The organism is Enterobacter cloacae complex sp. P43RS, from assembly GCF_014930585.1.
GTDB lineage: Bacteria > Pseudomonadota > Gammaproteobacteria > Enterobacterales > Enterobacteriaceae > Enterobacter > Enterobacter bugandensis.
The window spans coordinates 656,860-673,390 of record NZ_JADBRJ010000002.1; the positions used below are offsets into that span (position 1 = coordinate 656,860).

Sequence of the window (16,531 nt, forward strand, 5' to 3'; positions counted from 1 at the left end):
CCATGCCGTGGATCCAACTAAAACTGAACACAACCGGCGCGAACGCCGAAGAGCTAAGCGATGCGCTGATGGAAGCCGGCTCTGTCTCCATCACCTTTCAGGACACGCACGACACGCCGGTCTTTGAACCGCTGCCGGGCGAAACGCGCCTGTGGGGTGATACCGACGTGATCGGCCTGTTCGATGCCGAAACCGACATGAAAGAGGTGGTGGCGATTCTGGAAAACCATCCGCTGCTGGGCGCAGGCTTCGCGCATAAAATCGAACAGCTGGAAGACAAAGACTGGGAACGCGAGTGGATGGACAACTTCCATCCGATGCAGTTCGGCAAACGTCTGTGGATCTGCCCAAGCTGGCGCGAGGTTCCCGATGAAAACGCGGTGAACGTGATGCTTGACCCAGGCCTGGCGTTTGGCACCGGCACCCATCCAACCACGTCTCTGTGCCTGCAGTGGCTGGATGGTCTGGATCTGGAAGGTAAGACGGTGATCGACTTCGGCTGCGGTTCCGGGATCCTCGCGATTGCCGCTCTGAAACTGGGCGCGGCGAAAGCCATCGGGATCGATATCGATCCGCAGGCCATTCAGGCCAGCCGCGATAATGCTGAGCGTAACGGCGTGTCCGATCGTCTGGAGCTCTACCTGCCGGAAGCGCAGCCAGAAGCCATGAAAGCCGATGTGGTGGTCGCAAACATTCTCGCGGGCCCACTGCGTGAACTGGCGCCATTAATCAGCGTGCTGCCGGTTGAGGGCGGTCTGCTGGGTCTGTCCGGCATCCTGGCAAGCCAGGCGGAGAGCGTTTGCGAAGCCTACGCCGATCTCTTTGCGCTCGACCCGGTCGTCGAGAAAGAAGAGTGGTGCCGCATTACCGGTCGTAAAAAATAAGCATTTGGCGTGGTCCTCTGACCACGCCTTTTCTCCTCAATATTCCTCCCGCCCCTGACCTGCCTCCGGTAAAATAACCCCACAAATCATATTGATAACTTTTGATTTGGATAATAAAAATTCACGGGAAGAATATTATGAAACACGTTTATAGCAAGGCAGCGCTGTTAGCGCTGAGCATGATCTCGGCTTCAGCATGCGCATCACACTGGAGCTACAAAGGAGAAAGCTCACCGGAGCACTGGGGTGAACTGGATGAAGCGTACAAGACCTGTAACAGTGGAATGAACCAGTCTCCCATTGATATTGATTCAACCGCTAACGCCCATCTCTCCCCGCTGCAAACGCACTACGTTGACGGCCCTGTGACGCTGACAAACAATGGCCATACTATTCAGGCAAGCGAGCAGGCCGACACTCGCGACACTATCACGCTGGATAAGCAAACCTGGACATTACAGCAGTTCCACTTCCACGCGCCGAGCGAAAACACCGTACACGGCAAGCATTACGCGATGGAAATGCACCTTGTGCATAAAAATGCGAAGGGGGAACTGGCGGTGGTCGCGGTCATGTTCGACAAAGGGGCAGAGAACCGTGAACTTGATAAACTGTGGGACGTTATGCCTCAGCAGGCTGAGCTGAACGTCTCCATCAAGCAGGAGCTCAACCTGAATAAGCTGCTGCCGGAAGATAAAACGTACTGGCGCTTTAGCGGCTCGCTGACAACGCCACCGTGTTCAGAAGGCGTCACCTGGATCGTGCTTAAGCATCCTCTGACGGTCTCCGCCGGGCAGCTCGAGAAATTCACCCACACAATGCATCACGATAATAACCGGCCGGTACAGTCCCTCCATGGTCGTGTTATCCTCGAATAACGTCTATTTTTTGCCCTGAGATCATGTTCTAAAATGCGACGCAGATCGCAAAGAAGTGGGGAAATCTGCTGTTAAAAACAGCAGATTATCCCGCTCATCTGTCGCATTTATTCAGAAATGATGAGAAGTTACGGGAAATTGTAAGCGCACATAAAATAGCCATCAGCGCATAACTTAATGATTTCAATAATGAATAATTTTAAACGAAAAGATTGCGCGGCGATTCCTTGATCTACAACAGTGGATTGTTCAAAGTTTGGCCTTTCATCTCGTGCAAAAAATGCGTAATATACGCCGCCTTGCAGTCACAGTATGGTCATTTCTTAACTCATGCGCATCGGACACCACCAGCTTAGAAATCGCCTGATCGCAGCCCCAATGGCAGGTATTACCGACCGGCCGTTCAGGACGCTGTGCTATGAGATGGGAGCCGGTTTAACCGTATCCGAGATGATGTCGTCTAACCCGCAGGTTTGGGAAAGCGATAAATCCCGCCTTCGGATGGTGCACATTGATGAACCAGGTATTCGCACCGTGCAAATTGCCGGAAGCGTGCCTGAAGAGATGGCAGATGCCGCGCGTATTAACGTGGAAAGTGGTGCCCAGATTATTGATATCAATATGGGTTGCCCGGCCAAAAAGGTGAATCGCAAGCTTGCAGGTTCAGCCCTTCTGCAATACCCCGACCAGGTGAAAGCTATCCTGACGGCGGTTGTCAGCGCAGTGGACGTTCCTGTTACGTTGAAGATTCGCACGGGTTGGTCGCCGGAACACCGTAACTGTGTAGAGATTGCCCAACTGGCCGAAGATTGTGGTATTCAGGCCCTGACCATCCACGGACGCACTCGCGCCTGTTTGTTCAATGGTGAAGCTGAATACGACAGCATTCGGGCAGTTAAGCAGAAGGTTTCCATTCCGATTATCGCGAATGGCGACATAACTGACCCGCTTAAAGCCAGGGCTGTACTCGACTATACGGGAGCTGATGCTCTGATGATAGGACGTGCAGCTCAGGGAAGACCCTGGATCTTCCGGGAAATCCAGCATTATCTGGACACTGGGGAGCTGCTTGCCCCACTGCCTCTGGCAGAGGTAAAGCGCTTGCTTTGTTCGCATGTTCGGGAACTGCATGACCACTACGGTCAGGCAAAAGGGTACCGAATTGCGCGTAAACACGTCTCCTGGTATCTCCAGGAGCACGCTCCAGATGACCAGTTTCGGCGCACATTCAACGCCATTGAGGATGCCAGCGAACAGCTGGAGGCGTTGGAGGCATACTTCGAAAATCTTGCGTAATGAAATAAAGAGCTGACAGAACTATGTTCGAACAACGCGTAAATTCTGACGTACTGACCGTTTCTACCGTTAACTCTCAGGATCAGGTAACTCAAAAGCCCCTGCGTGACTCGGTTAAACAGGCACTGAAGAACTATTTTGCTCAACTGAATGGTCAGGATGTTAATGACCTGTATGAGCTGGTACTGGCTGAAGTTGAACAGCCACTGTTGGACATGGTGATGCAATACACCCGCGGTAACCAGACCCGCGCTGCGCTGATGATGGGTATCAACCGTGGTACTCTGCGTAAGAAACTGAAAAAATACGGCATGAACTGATACTAATCAGTTAAATGCTTGTTTAAAAAGGCGCTACCTGGCATGGGGATGCGCCTTTTTTATTGTCTTATTCTTTCACCGTCAACGCTTTGTAAACCTTTGCTTATCCCGCTTTTAAACCGCTTCTTTTCGTGTATATTTCCACCACTTCAGTGGCTCTCTTCTCGCGGAATGACACAATGATTCGTAAATACTGGTGGCTGGTCGTCTTTGCAATCTCCGTTTTTCTATTCGATGCCCTCCTGATGCAGTGGATTGAACTGATGAGCACCGAAACCGACAAGTGCCGCAATATGAACTCCGTCAATCCGCTGAAATTAGTGAACTGTTCAGAACTCGATTAACACCCTGCCGTCATCGGCCTCCCCGTATTGCCCACTAAAAACGGGGATTTAAATCCCTTTGAGCCGTTACCTGACGGTGATAATGTCTCGCCCTTCTCAACCTCTCCTGCGTAACGTCATACTCGAGTAGAACCGACCATGCTGGTTAGCCAATACAACCCTATCCTTGTAGCCCTCTCCTTTGCTGTTGCCATCCTTGCTGCTTACACCGCGCTGAATATGGCTGCACGCGTCGCCGGGAGTCAGGGCGTCGCAGCCCGCATCTGGCTGGCGGGAGGCGGTGTTGCGATGGGCATTGGCGTATGGGCCATGCACTTTATCGGCATGCTGGCGATGGATCTCTCCATGAGCATGAGCTACAACGCGACCCTGACGATTTTATCTATGGTCATCGCCGTGGGGTCGTCACTGTTTGCGCTATGGCTCGTCAGCTGTGAACAGCTGCGCATGCGCCGCCTGCTCCCCGGCGCTCTGGTAATGGGAATCGGTATTGTTGCCATGCATTACACCGGTATGGCGGCGCTGGAGGTGAGGCCGGGGATCGTTTGGGACACGCTGTGGGTGGCCATTTCGGTCGTGATTGCGCTTGTCGCTTCGCTTGCAGCATTGTGGCTGACCTTCCGCCTGCGCCACGAAGCCGCTCAGGTGGTGCTGATGCGCCTGGGTGCCGCCATCACGATGGGAATTGCTATCGCCGGTATGCACTACGCCGGGATGAAGGCCGCGCAGTTTCCAATGTCCACCATGGTTCACCATCAGGGTATTAACGGCAGCTGGCTGGCCGTGCTGGTCAGCGTCGTCGCGCTCTCTATTCTTGGGATCACCCTGCTGGTGTCGATGCTGGATGCCCGCCTGCAGGCACGAACCGCCCTTCTGGCCTCGTCGCTGGCAGAAGCGAACCGGGAACTTGCGCAGCTGGCGCTGCACGATACGCTAACGCGTCTGCCCAACCGTATCCTGCTGGAGGACCGGCTCGATCAGGCCATCAGCAAAGCTGACCGTGAAGGTACCCATTTCGCCCTGATGTTCATGGATCTCGACGGTTTTAAAGCCATCAATGACGCCTACGGCCATGATGTCGGTGACAGGCTGCTGGTCGCCGTTACGCAGCGTCTGCTGCATCTCCTGAAGGGCCAGTTTACCCTTGCACGCATTGGCGGCGATGAGTTTGTTCTGCTGGCTGAGGGAGAAGGTCCGGACGATGCGGCCTCGCTGGCAAATTCGCTGGTGCGGGCGATCGATAGCCCGTTCACTCTCGACCCCTACGAACTGGTGGTAACGCTTAGCATTGGTATCGCCCTGTACCCTCACGACGGCAAAACCGAACGTGAGTTGATGTTTAACGCCGACGCGGCGATGTATCACACCAAGCATATGGGCCGAAACGGCTATCACTTTTTCCAGCCCTCCATGAACACTCTGGCGCAGACCCATCTTCAGTTAATGAACGATCTGTGGATGGCCGTCGATCGTAATGAACTGCGCCTGCTTTATCAGCCAAAGTTTCACGCGCCCGCGGGCCCTCTCCTCGGGTTTGAAGCACTGCTGCGCTGGCAGCATCCGAAGCAGGGTTTACTGACGCCGGATCTTTTCCTGCCGCTGGCGGAAAAAACCGGGCTTATCATCCCTATTGGTAACTGGGTGCTCAATGAAGCCTGTCGCCAGCTGAGAGAATGGCATCTGCAGGGGCATCGAAACTGGTCAATAGCAGTAAACCTGTCGACGCTGCAGTTCGAACAGCCCTCGCTGGTTAAAACAGTGCTCGACTGCCTGGAGCGTCATCACGTCCCGCCGGAAATGTTGATCCTGGAAGTCACGGAAACTACGGCGATGAGCAACCCCGATGAGAGTGTGCGGGTGCTGACAGAGCTGACGGATGCTGGGGTGAAAGCCTCGATTGATGATTTTGGGACCGGATATTCGAGCCTGCTGTATCTCAAGCGTTTACCGGCCTGTGAACTGAAGATAGACAGAGCATTTGTGAAAGAGTTAAGCGGTGAAAGCGAGGATGCCACCATTGTCTCTGCGATTGTGGCCCTCGCGAAAACGCTCAACCTGAAAGTCGTGGCCGAAGGTGTAGAAACCGAAGCGCAGCAAGCCTTTTTGACGGAGCTGGGCTGTAATACCTTACAGGGTTATCTGTTAGGTAAACCCGCCAGCGTGCAGACCATCGAGGCGCTTTGTGCACGGGGTGAAATGTTGCCAGGCGCTGAGCCGTAATCATTATGAGGCGACACGCGCAAGAGAGGGAGTGTCGCCAGAATACTGTCGACCAGGGCTGGCGCCTGCTGATAAAGATTAAAACTGTCGGTATTCATTAACCAGTTTTTAATGATGCCGCTAAAAAAACCGTGGAATACGATCATGGTCAGCTCAACGTTCACCTGCGACGAAATGATGTTTCGAGAAATACATTTTTCCAGCGTAACGCGCAAAGAATCATAATTGAACCCAATACGTTTCCGAATTTCATCCTCTGAAATCATATCGCTAGTAAATTCACATTTATGATACAAAATTTGTAATAGCGCACATTGACGGGGTTCGCGTGCGATATACTGAAGCGCAGTAATGAATTGCTCACGAAGTATTAACAACGGATCATCATTTTCGGAGAGAGAAAGCCTGTCGCGAATGATGTCACGTAGCGGTAATTGCTGTTCCCAGATGGCATTAAATATCTCTGCTTTACTGGTAAAGTGCCAGTAGATAGCACCACGCGTAACCTTTGCGGCATCGGCGATATCCGTCAGCGTCGTGCTGGCTACGCCTCGCGTTGCAAACTGCCCGATAGCCGCCTCAATCAACTGCTGTCGGGTTTGCTGAGCCTCTTCTTTCTTTTTACGCGCCATTGACAGCTACTCTTTACTCGCAGGGTATATACATAACATCAGGTTCGGATGGCTGGAAGTATTCACTAAAAGCCGTTTTAATTTTGCACAAAAAAAGTCAATTTACTTAATCTATAAACAATCTAAATACATGCCCGGAATTAAATTCACGAAATGAATAAATTTACCGGTTAAGCTCTATTAGCCTGATTTAGCGGGCAGAAGTATAGCCGTATTTTCTACGGGACTGATTCTGATTTTCCTCTCAGGCCTCGTCATTCGCACTTATAAATTAAAAAACATTAAATACCCTCATTATTATACGCAGCTACATTTTATTTTTTCCCTCTGCCCCACTACCGATCTACGGCAAACATCGGTTAATGGGTATTTAAAGGAACAGTCATGACGAATCATTTCAGACGTTTACCCTTAGCCGGTTTCATTGTCTGCGCTGTACTGCTCACTGGATGCGATGGCCAGGAAAATCAACAACAACATGCACAGGCGCCTCAGGTCAGCGTCCATATCGTGAAAAGTGCGCCGCTGGCCGTCACAACTGAACTCCCGGGCAGAACAGATGCGTTCCGCGTTGCGGAGGTTCGTCCACAGGTTAGCGGTATCATTCTGCGTCGCAACTTCACGGAAGGTAGCGATGTAAAAGCTGGGGACTCACTTTATCAAATTGATCCTGCGACCTATCAGGCGGCTTACGACAGCGCGAAAGGCGAGCTGGCAAAGGCGCAGGCGGCGGCCAATATTGCACACCTGACGGTGAAACGTTATCTCCCACTGGTGGGAACACAGTATGTCAGTAAACAAGAGTATGACCAGGCCGTGGCCACGGCCCAGCAGGCAGATGCCAGCGTTGTCGCCGCAAAAGCGGGCGTTGAAAGCGCACGTATCAACCTTGCGTATACCAAAGTAACGTCCCCTGTCGATGGCCGCATCGGCAAATCCAGCGTGACGGAAGGGGCGCTCGTGACGAACGGGCAGGCCGCAGCGCTGGCGACGGTCCAGCAGCTTGATCCGATTTATGTCGATGTGACCCAGTCGAGCAATGAATTTATGCGCCTGAAGCAGACGAGCCTGCAAAAAGGCGACACGGCCAGCAGAGTTGAGCTGCTGATGGAGAATGGTCAGCCCTATCCGCTGAAAGGCACCCTGCAGTTCTCCGACGTTACGGTGGATGAAAGCACCGGCTCAATCACGCTGCGCGCCATTTTCCCGAATCCTCAACACCTGCTGTTACCGGGGATGTTCGTTCGCGCCCGCATTGATGAAGGCACACAGCCAGATGCCATTCTGGTTCCGCAGCAGGGCGTGACCCGAACGCCGCGAGGCGACGCAACCGTGCTGGTGGTTAATGATAAAAACCAGGTTGAATCACGTACCGTCGTTGCGCCTCAGGCCATTGGCGACCGCTGGCTGGTGACGGAAGGGCTGAAAAACGGTGACCGCGTGATTGTCAGCGGATTACAAAAAGTCAGACCAGGGGCTACCGTCGTCGCCACGCCAGATACCACCACGACTCCCGCCAGTTAAGGAACGACGACATGGCTAATTTCTTTATTCAAAGGCCGGTTTTCGCCTGGGTACTTGCCATCATTTTGATGATTGCAGGCGGGCTGGCCATTCTCAAACTGCCCGTCGCCCAGTATCCGACGATTGCTCCGCCAGCCGTGGCGATTTCTGCGACCTACCCCGGCGCTGATGCCCAGACGGTGCAGGATACCGTGACCCAGGTTATCGAACAGAACATGAACGGTATCGACAACCTGATGTACATGTCTTCCACCAGCGATTCAGCAGGTAATGTCACCATCACACTGACCTTCGAGTCAGGAACGGATCCGGACATCGCCCAGGTGCAGGTGCAGAACAAACTGCAGCTCGCCATGCCGCTGCTGCCGCAAGAGGTACAGCAGCAAGGGATTGGCGTTGAGAAATCCAGCAGCAGCTTCCTGCTGGTCGCCGGTTTTGTTTCGGACAACAAAAACCTCACTCAGGATGATATCTCCGACTATGTCGCCTCGAACGTCAAAGATGCTATCAGCCGAACGACGGGTGTCGGCGACGTTCAGCTGTTTGGCGCCCAGTATGCGATGCGCATCTGGCTAGACAGCAACGCGATGAATAAATACCAGCTGACGCCGCTGGATATTATCAACCAGCTGAAAACGCAGAACGACCAGATAGCGGCAGGTCAGCTGGGCGGTACGCCATCGGTTCCTGGACAGCAGTTGAATGCCTCCATCATCGCGCAAACTCGCCTGAAATCACCGGAAGAGTTTGGCCGCGTGACGCTCAAGGTGAACCAGGACGGCTCGATGGTTCACCTGAAGGATGTCGCTCGCATTGAGCTCGGCGGCGAAAACTACAATATGGTGACCAAAATCAACGGGCAGGCCGCAACCGGCCTGGGGATTAAGCTGGCAACCGGGGCAAACGCGCTGGATACCGCGGCAGCCATCAAGAGCAAACTGGCGCAACTGCAACAGTTCTTCCCGCAGGGGTTGAAGGTCGTCTATCCCTATGACACCACGCCTTTTGTGAAAATTTCTATTCATGAAGTGGTGAAGACCCTGTTTGAAGCGATCGTTCTGGTCTTCCTGGTCATGTATCTGTTCCTGCAAAACCTGCGCGCGACGCTCATTCCGACTATCGCGGTGCCGGTGGTTCTGCTGGGTACCTTCGCGGTTCTTGCGGCGTTCGGTTTCTCCATCAACACCCTGACGATGTTCGGGATGGTACTGGCGATAGGGCTACTCGTTGATGACGCCATCGTGGTGGTCGAGAACGTTGAGCGCGTGATGGTAGAGGACAAGCTGCCGCCGAAAGAGGCCACGCAGAAGTCGATGGAGCAGATCCAGGGCGCGCTGGTGGGGATCGCGATGGTTCTCTCGGCGGTCTTTGTTCCGATGGCCTTTTTTGGTGGCTCGACGGGCGCCATCTATCGCCAGTTCTCGCTGACTATCGTTTCCGCCATGGCGCTCTCCGTGCTGGTTGCGCTGATCCTGACGCCCGCACTCTGCGCAACGCTGCTTAAGCCCGTTTCTGGCGATCATCATGAGAAGAAAGGGGGGTTCTTTGGCTGGTTCAATGCGCTCTTTGATAAGAGCGTGGAGCACTACAGCAACAGCGTAAGCGGTATTTTGCGTAAGACCGGCCGCTATCTGGTGGTGTACGTCCTTATTGTCGGTGGGATGGCGGTGCTGTTCCTGCGCTTACCTACCTCCTTCCTGCCTGAAGAGGATCAGGGGGTATTTATGACGATGGTTCAACTCCCGGCGGGTGCGACCCAGACGCGTACTCAGCAGGTTCTCGACCAGGTTCAGGACTACTATCTGACCAAAGAGAAAGCGAACGTTGAGTCCGTCTTTACCGTTAACGGCTTTAGCTTTAGCGGTCAGGGCCAGAACTCCGGTATCGCCTTCGTCAGCCTGAAGCCCTGGGAAGAACGTTCTGGGGAGAAAAATAGCGTTGAGGCCATCGTGGGCCGAGCGACAAAAGCGTTCAGCCAGATTAAAGACGGCCTTGTATTTCCGTTTAACCTGCCTGCCATTATCGAACTGGGAACCGCAACGGGCTTCGACTTTGAACTTATCGATCAGGCAAACCTGGGGCATACCCAGCTGACGCAGGCGCGTAATCAGCTGCTCGGCATGGTGAAAGAGCACCCTGACCTGCTGGTTCGCGTGCGTCCTAACGGCCTGGAGGATACACCGCAGTTCAAACTGGATGTCGATCAGGAGAAAGCGCAGGCGCTGGGGATTAGCATTTCTGACGTCAACCAGACGATATCGACGGCGTTGGGTGGTACCTATGTGAATGACTTTATCGATCATGGCCGCGTGAAAAAAGTTTACGTCCAGGCGGATGCGAAATTCCGAATGTTGCCGGGGGACATCAACAATCTCTACGTGCGCAGCGCGAATGGGGAAATGGTGCCGTTCTCATCCTTTAGCAGCGCTCACTGGGTTTACGGTTCTCCTCGTCTGGAACGCTATAACGGCATGCCGTCCATGGAGATCCTCGGTGAGTCAGCCCCAGGGAAAAGTACCGGTGAGGCCATGGTGATGATGGAAAGCCTGGCGGCAAAACTGCCTTCCGGCATCGGCTATGACTGGACGGGAATGTCTTATCAGGAACGCCTTTCCGGTAACCAGGCGCCTGCACTGTACGCCATTTCACTGATCGTGGTGTTCCTGTGCCTGGCTGCACTGTATGAAAGCTGGTCCATACCCTTCTCTGTCATGCTGGTTGTGCCGTTAGGCGTCATCGGGGCTCTTTTCGCAGCGTCGCTGCGCGGGTTAAACAATGACGTCTATTTCCAGGTCGGCCTGCTGACAACGATTGGGTTATCGGCGAAAAACGCCATCCTGATCGTCGAATTTGCTAAGGACCTGATGGATAAAGAAGGTAAAGGTATCATTGAGGCCACGCTGGAAGCCTCAAGAATGCGCCTTCGCCCGATCCTGATGACCTCCCTGGCCTTCATTCTTGGCGTCATGCCGCTGGTAATTAGCACCGGAGCCGGGAGCGGCGCGCAAAACGCTGTCGGTACGGGTGTGATGGGAGGCATGCTTTCCGCAACGCTTCTGGCTATTTTCTTTGTGCCCGTTTTCTTTGTGGTTGTCCGAAGACGGTTTACCAACCATAAGGATTAACGTATCCCTGAAGGCACCGTTTGGTGCCTTTTTTATTTTAATATAAACAATGGATTAGTCATTATTGAATCGCATATTAAAAAATCATGAGTTTGCATTAAGTAAAAGCGCCCTCTTGCGACTCCATAATTTCTCCATGAATTTATCCAGAAAACGCTTTTTCTCCATGATTTTTACAAACTACATAATTTGAGATTATTCCACGTGTAACGGGAACTTACCCTGGTGGTAAAATAATCTCCAGTTCGTTAATAGCCCTCCTGGCTTTGTAGCGAATAAGAAATAATACTGAGGTAACATCATGAAAAGATTCATTTCCGTTGCACTTCTCGCTGCGCTGCTTGCTGGTTGCGCGCACGACTCTCCTTGTGTACCGGTTTACGATGATCAGGGCCGACTGGTTCATACCAATACCTGTATGAAAGGCACCACCCAGGACAACTGGGAAACAGCGGGTGCCATCGCCGGCGGCGCTGCCGCAGTAGCGGGTTTAACGTTAGGTATTGTTGCCCTGACGAAGTAACATCTGTTCAGAAAGCGCGGCTCCGGCCGCGCTTTTGCTTTTAATGAGTGCACCATTTTCTAATAAATAAAAAAGTTCCGCATTTATTCTTATATTTCATTTCAACCAACCGCTAACAACACCTTTTTCTTATCTCTGATGATTTTCATACATTAATACTATTGAATACTCTGCCAATATTCACCTGAGAAACTATCTCTTCTTTTTATCTCATCCCGGTTAAAACTTTTGCTCCAATTTGTGGCACAGGTTGTAATTTCGCACTGTTTCGGGGCGCTCATTTTATTTAAGCCTGTCTACACTCTGCATTAAGCGTTCAGTTTTCTCTTATCTCGCTGAACTCAAAACTGGCATTACGTTTGCTTTATAAACGTTGGCCAATGCCACAGACAGGTTAAGCGCTTAAAAACGCTTCTATAACAATAAATTTCGCCACACAGGATCCATTATGAAAAAGACGATGATAGCCAGCCTGACCGCTGCAGGCATGTTGTTTGCCATAGCCGGTCAAGCCCATGCGGGAACGACGCTGGATGCCGTTAAAAAGAAAGGTTTTGTTCAATGCGGTATCAGCGACGGTCTGCCTGGCTTCTCTTATGCCGATGCGAACGGCAAATTTACCGGTATTGATGTGGATGTCTGCCGTGGCGTCGCAGCAGCGGTTTTTGGTGATGACAGCAAAGTAAAATACACCCCGCTGACGGCGAAAGAGCGCTTTACGGCGCTGCAGTCCGGCGAGGTTGACATGCTCTCGCGTAACACCACCTGGACCTCCTCCCGCGATGCAGGTATGGGGATGTCATTTACGGGCGTGACCTATTATGACGGCATCGGCTTCCTGACCCACAATAAAGCGGGCCTGAAAAGCGCCAAAGAACTGGATGGCGCCACCGTATGTATCCAGGCGGGTACCGATACCGAGCTGAACGTCGCGGATTATTTCAAAGCAAATAAGATGAAATACACCCCTGTGACTTTCGACCGCTCGGATGAATCAGCCAAAGCGCTGGAATCTGGTCGCTGCGACACCCTGGCCTCTGACCAGTCACAGCTGTATGCCTTACGCATTAAGCTGAGCAATCCGGCGGAATGGATTGTCCTGCCTGAAGTGATCTCCAAAGAACCTCTCGGACCGGTTGTGCGTCGTGGCGATGAAGACTGGTTCTCTATCGTTCGCTGGACGCTGTTTGCCATGCTGAATGCAGAAGAGATGGGCATCAACTCGAAAAATGTTGATGAGAAAGCGGCGAATCCTTCCACCCCGGATATGGCGCACCTGCTCGGTAAAGAAGGTGATTTCGGCAAGGATCTGAAGCTGGATAACAAGTGGGCTTACAACATCATCAAACAGGTGGGTAACTACGCAGAGATCTTCGAGCGTAACGTGGGATCGGAAAGCCCGCTGAAGATCAAACGCGGCCAGAACAATCTCTGGAATAACGGCGGTATTCAGTACGCGCCACCAGTACGTTAAGTCATAGCTGTAACGGGCACTGCTCGGGCAGTGCCCACTCCAGAGTCATGGTTACTGAGGTTTCTTTATGTCCCATCGCCGCTCAGCCGTAAAAGGATCGCTATCCTTTTCTCATCCCGCGGTCCGCGCCTGGCTATTCCAGATTATTGCTATTGTTGCGGTTGTTCTTATCGCCGTGTATCTCATCCATAACACCATCACTAACCTGAATAATCGCGGTATCACCTCCGGTTTTGCGTTTCTGGATCGCAGCGCGGGTTTTGGGATTGTTCAGCACCTTATCGACTATCAGGAGGGTGACACGTACGGACGCGTGTTTGTGGTCGGTTTACTGAATACGCTGTTGGTATCGGCACTTTGTATTGTCTTCGCGTCCATCCTGGGCTTCTTTATTGGGCTGGCGCGTCTTTCTGAAAACTGGCTGCTGCGAAAGCTTTCCACCATCTATATTGAGACGTTTCGCAACATCCCGCCGCTGCTGCAGATCTTCTTCTGGTATTTCGCGGTGCTGCGTAATCTTCCCGGTCCCCGCCAGGCCGTCGATGCGTTTGAGTTGTTTTTCCTGAGTAATCGTGGGTTATATATTCCCTCTCCGCAGGTGGCCGAAGGGATTTACGCCTTTGTCGTCGCCATTATTGTTGCGCTCGCGATTTCCGTCGGCCTGTTCCGCTATAACCGTAAGCATCAGATTAAAACCGGACAGCTTCGTAAAACATGGCCAGTTGCCGCTGCGCTGATTGTTGGCTTACCGTTAGTTGCTCACTGGCTTTTTGGTGCAGCCTTGCACTGGGATATTCCTCACCTACGCGGATTCAACTTCCAGGGTGGTATGGTGTTAATTCCTGAACTGGCAGCACTCACGCTGGCGCTTTCAATTTATACCTCCGCGTTTATTGCGGAAATCATCCGCTCCGGGATCCAGGCCGTGCCTTACGGGCAGCACGAGGCGGCACGTTCACTCGGTTTGCCGAATACCGTGACGCTTCGCCAGGTTATTATTCCGCAGGCTTTACGGGTGATCATTCCGCCCCTGACCAGCCAGTATCTCAACATTGTCAAAAACTCATCGCTGGCAGCTGCCATTGGTTATCCGGATATGGTGTCTCTCTTCGCCGGAACCGTGCTTAACCAGACCGGACAGGCCATAGAAACCATTGCCATCACCATGTCCGTCTATCTAATCATCAGTCTGGCCATTTCGTTGCTGATGAACCTTTATAACCGTCGTATAGCACTGGTCGAGCGCTAAGGATCTATGATGACAAAAGCGATACTGTCGCACTCCTCGCGCCCTGCCAGCTCGACGGGTGGACGTTTTATTCTCTGGGCACGCAAGAATCTCTTCTCCAGCTGGAGTAATAGCCTGCTGACGATTGTCTGCCTGTGGCTCATGTGGGAATTGCTCCCTCCCCTGCTGAACTGGGCGGTTATACAGGCCAACTGGGTCGGTACAACCCGGGCAGATTGCACAAAAGCCGGCGCTTGCTGGGTATTTATTCATGAGCGCTTCGGCCAGTTCATGTATGGGTTGTATCCCCACGAACAGCGTTGGCGGATTAATCTGGCGCTGGTTATCGGCCTGCTCTCTGTTGCAGTCATGTTCTGGAAAAAGCTGCCTCACCGTGGACGCTATATTGCCGTCTGGGCGGTGGTTTATCCGATTATTGTCTGGGTGCTGCTGTATGGCGGTTTTCTGGGGCTGGAACGCGTTGAAACACGCCAGTGGGGTGGCCTGACGCTGACATTGATTATCGCTTCAGTAGGGATCGCCGGCGCGCTACCGCTGGGCATTTTACTCGCCCTGGGTCGCCGTTCAAAAATGCCAGTCGTACGCGTGCTCTCCGTTATCTTTATTGAGTTCTGGCGCGGCGTACCGCTTATCACCGTACTGTTTATGTCGTCGGTCATGCTGCCACTGTTTATGGCGGAAGGTACAACGATCGACAAGCTGATCCGTGCCCTGGTCGGGGTGATTCTCTTCCAGTCCGCCTATGTCGCTGAAGTTGTACGCGGTGGCCTGCAGGCATTGCCTAAAGGCCAGTACGAAGCGGCGGAATCGCTGGCGCTCGGTTACTGGAAAACGCAGGGGCTGGTGATCCTTCCGCAAGCGCTCAAGCTGGTTATCCCTGGGCTGGTCAATACGATCATTGCTCTCTTTAAAGATACCAGCCTGGTGATCATCATCGGATTGTTCGATCTCTTTAGCAGCGTGCAGCAGGCAACCGTTGACCCTGTCTGGCTGGGTATGTCCACCGAGGGATATGTCTTTGCCGCTCTGATCTACTGGATCTTTTGTTTTAGCATGTCGCGCTATAGCCAGCATCTGGAAAAACGCTTTAACACCGGGCGTACACCGCACTGAGGAAATTATGAGCCAAATGACTATGACAACCGCCAACGCGATGATTACGCTGGAAAACGTCAATAAATGGTATGGACAGTTTCATGTCCTGAAGGACATCAATCTTAAGGTAAAGCAGGGCGAACGCATCGTCCTTTGCGGCCCTTCCGGTTCAGGTAAATCCACAACCATTCGCTGTATTAACCATCTTGAAGAGCATCAGCAAGGACGCATTGTGGTTGATGGTATTGAACTGAATGAAGATATCCGCAATATCGAACGCGTGCGGCAGGAAGTGGGAATGGTATTTCAGCACTTTAATCTGTTTCCACACCTGACCGTTCTGCAGAACTGTACGCTTGCGCCAATTTGGGTCCGAAAGATGCCGAAACAGGAAGCGGAGGCGCTGGCGATGCACTACCTTGAACGCGTACGCATCGCGGAGCATGCCAATAAGTTTCCAGGTCAGATCTCGGGCGGGCAACAGCAGCGCGTGGCTATCGCCCGTTCGCTGTGCATGAAACCCAAAATCATGCTGTTTGACGAACCAACATCTGCGCTGGATCCGGAAATGGTGAAGGAGGTTCTGGATACCATGATTGGGCTGGCACAATCCGGCATGACCATGCTGTGCGTCACGCATGAGATGGGATTCGCGAGAACCGTGGCCGACCGGGTGATCTTTATGGACCGCGGCGAGATTGTTGAGCAGGCACCGCCGGATGAGTTCTTTGCGCATCCGAAGTCAGAACGTACGCGAGCATTTTTATCGCAGGTAATTCATTAGTCGTTTGCTCTGCCGGGTGGCGGCTTCGCCTTACCCGGCCTACGATTTGTGCAGCGCAGAAACGCAAAAAGGCCATCCTTTCGGATGGCCTTTTCACTTATTTGATGTCTGGCAGTTCCCTACTCTCACATGGGGAGACCCCACACTACCATCGGCGCTACGGCGTTTCACTTCTGAGTTCGG

14 protein-coding genes are annotated in these 16,531 nt (G+C 52.7%); 13 read left to right on the forward strand and 1 reads right to left on the reverse strand.

The annotated features are described in order from the left end of the window. Positions 1-2: 2 nt before the first annotated feature. The 6 genes from prmA to IM294_RS06970 all read left to right on the forward strand — a co-directional run bounded on the left by prmA (position 3) and on the right by IM294_RS06970 (position 5,942). Positions 3-884 (forward strand): 50S ribosomal protein L11 methyltransferase, encoded by an 882-nt coding sequence (gene prmA, locus IM294_RS06945; RefSeq protein WP_028014613.1) that lies wholly within the window; start codon positions 3-5, stop codon positions 882-884. 137 nt (positions 885-1,021) lie between these two features. Further along, positions 1,022-1,762, forward strand: a complete 741-nt coding sequence (locus tag IM294_RS06950) for a carbonic anhydrase (protein WP_041907814.1) — start codon at positions 1,022-1,024, stop codon at positions 1,760-1,762. A gap of 330 nt (positions 1,763-2,092) precedes the next feature. After that, positions 2,093-3,058, forward strand: a complete 966-nt coding sequence (gene dusB / locus IM294_RS06955; RefSeq protein WP_008502861.1) for a tRNA dihydrouridine synthase DusB — start codon at positions 2,093-2,095, stop codon at positions 3,056-3,058. Positions 3,059-3,081: 23 nt separating this feature from the next. Further along, positions 3,082-3,378: a DNA-binding transcriptional regulator Fis gene (fis, locus tag IM294_RS06960; protein ID WP_000462905.1), complete on the forward strand. Its 297-nt coding sequence runs from the start codon at positions 3,082-3,084 to the stop codon at positions 3,376-3,378. Between the two features lie 179 nt (positions 3,379-3,557). Then, entirely contained in the window at positions 3,558-3,722 is a 165-nt protein-coding gene (locus IM294_RS06965; RefSeq protein ID WP_014885446.1) for a DUF2556 family protein, read from the forward strand. Between the two features lie 138 nt (positions 3,723-3,860). After that, complete coding sequence (locus tag IM294_RS06970) at positions 3,861-5,942, forward strand: bifunctional diguanylate cyclase/phosphodiesterase (RefSeq protein WP_193360317.1); 2,082 nt, start codon at positions 3,861-3,863, stop codon at positions 5,940-5,942. Here IM294_RS06970 and envR read toward each other — a convergent pair. Next, positions 5,858-6,574, reverse strand: a complete 717-nt coding sequence (gene envR / locus IM294_RS06975; RefSeq protein WP_063155260.1) for an acrEF/envCD operon transcriptional regulator — start codon at positions 6,572-6,574, stop codon at positions 5,858-5,860. The genes IM294_RS06970 and envR overlap by 85 nt on opposite strands. A 384-nt stretch (positions 6,575-6,958) precedes the next feature. Between envR and IM294_RS06980 the strand changes: the two genes are divergently transcribed. From IM294_RS06980 to IM294_RS07010, 7 genes are all read left to right on the forward strand, one after another. Then, positions 6,959-8,098 (forward strand): efflux RND transporter periplasmic adaptor subunit, encoded by a 1,140-nt coding sequence (locus tag IM294_RS06980; protein WP_126816977.1) that lies wholly within the window; start codon positions 6,959-6,961, stop codon positions 8,096-8,098. An 11-nt stretch (positions 8,099-8,109) separates the two neighbouring features. Next, positions 8,110-11,223 (forward strand): efflux RND transporter permease subunit, encoded by a 3,114-nt coding sequence (locus IM294_RS06985; RefSeq protein ID WP_126816975.1) that lies wholly within the window; start codon positions 8,110-8,112, stop codon positions 11,221-11,223. 301 nt (positions 11,224-11,524) lie between these two features. After that, positions 11,525-11,746, forward strand: coding sequence for a lipoprotein (locus tag IM294_RS06990; protein ID WP_008502867.1), 222 nt, complete (start codon positions 11,525-11,527; stop codon positions 11,744-11,746). A 448-nt stretch (positions 11,747-12,194) separates the two neighbouring features. Continuing rightward, positions 12,195-13,220 (forward strand): amino acid ABC transporter substrate-binding protein, encoded by a 1,026-nt coding sequence (locus tag IM294_RS06995; RefSeq protein ID WP_028014619.1) that lies wholly within the window; start codon positions 12,195-12,197, stop codon positions 13,218-13,220. A 67-nt stretch (positions 13,221-13,287) separates the two neighbouring features. Continuing rightward, on the forward strand, positions 13,288-14,469 hold the full coding sequence (locus tag IM294_RS07000) for an amino acid ABC transporter permease (RefSeq protein ID WP_047367024.1): 1,182 nt from the start codon (positions 13,288-13,290) through the stop codon (positions 14,467-14,469). Between the two features lie 9 nt (positions 14,470-14,478). After that, positions 14,479-15,582 carry an amino acid ABC transporter permease gene (locus IM294_RS07005; RefSeq protein ID WP_126817373.1) on the forward strand — a complete coding sequence of 368 codons (1,104 nt, stop codon included), beginning with the start codon at positions 14,479-14,481 and terminating at the stop codon, positions 15,580-15,582. A gap of 7 nt (positions 15,583-15,589) precedes the next feature. Further along, positions 15,590-16,348 carry an amino acid ABC transporter ATP-binding protein gene (locus tag IM294_RS07010; protein ID WP_041907797.1) on the forward strand — a complete coding sequence of 253 codons (759 nt, stop codon included), beginning with the start codon at positions 15,590-15,592 and terminating at the stop codon, positions 16,346-16,348. The last annotated feature ends 183 nt before the right edge of the window (positions 16,349-16,531 follow it).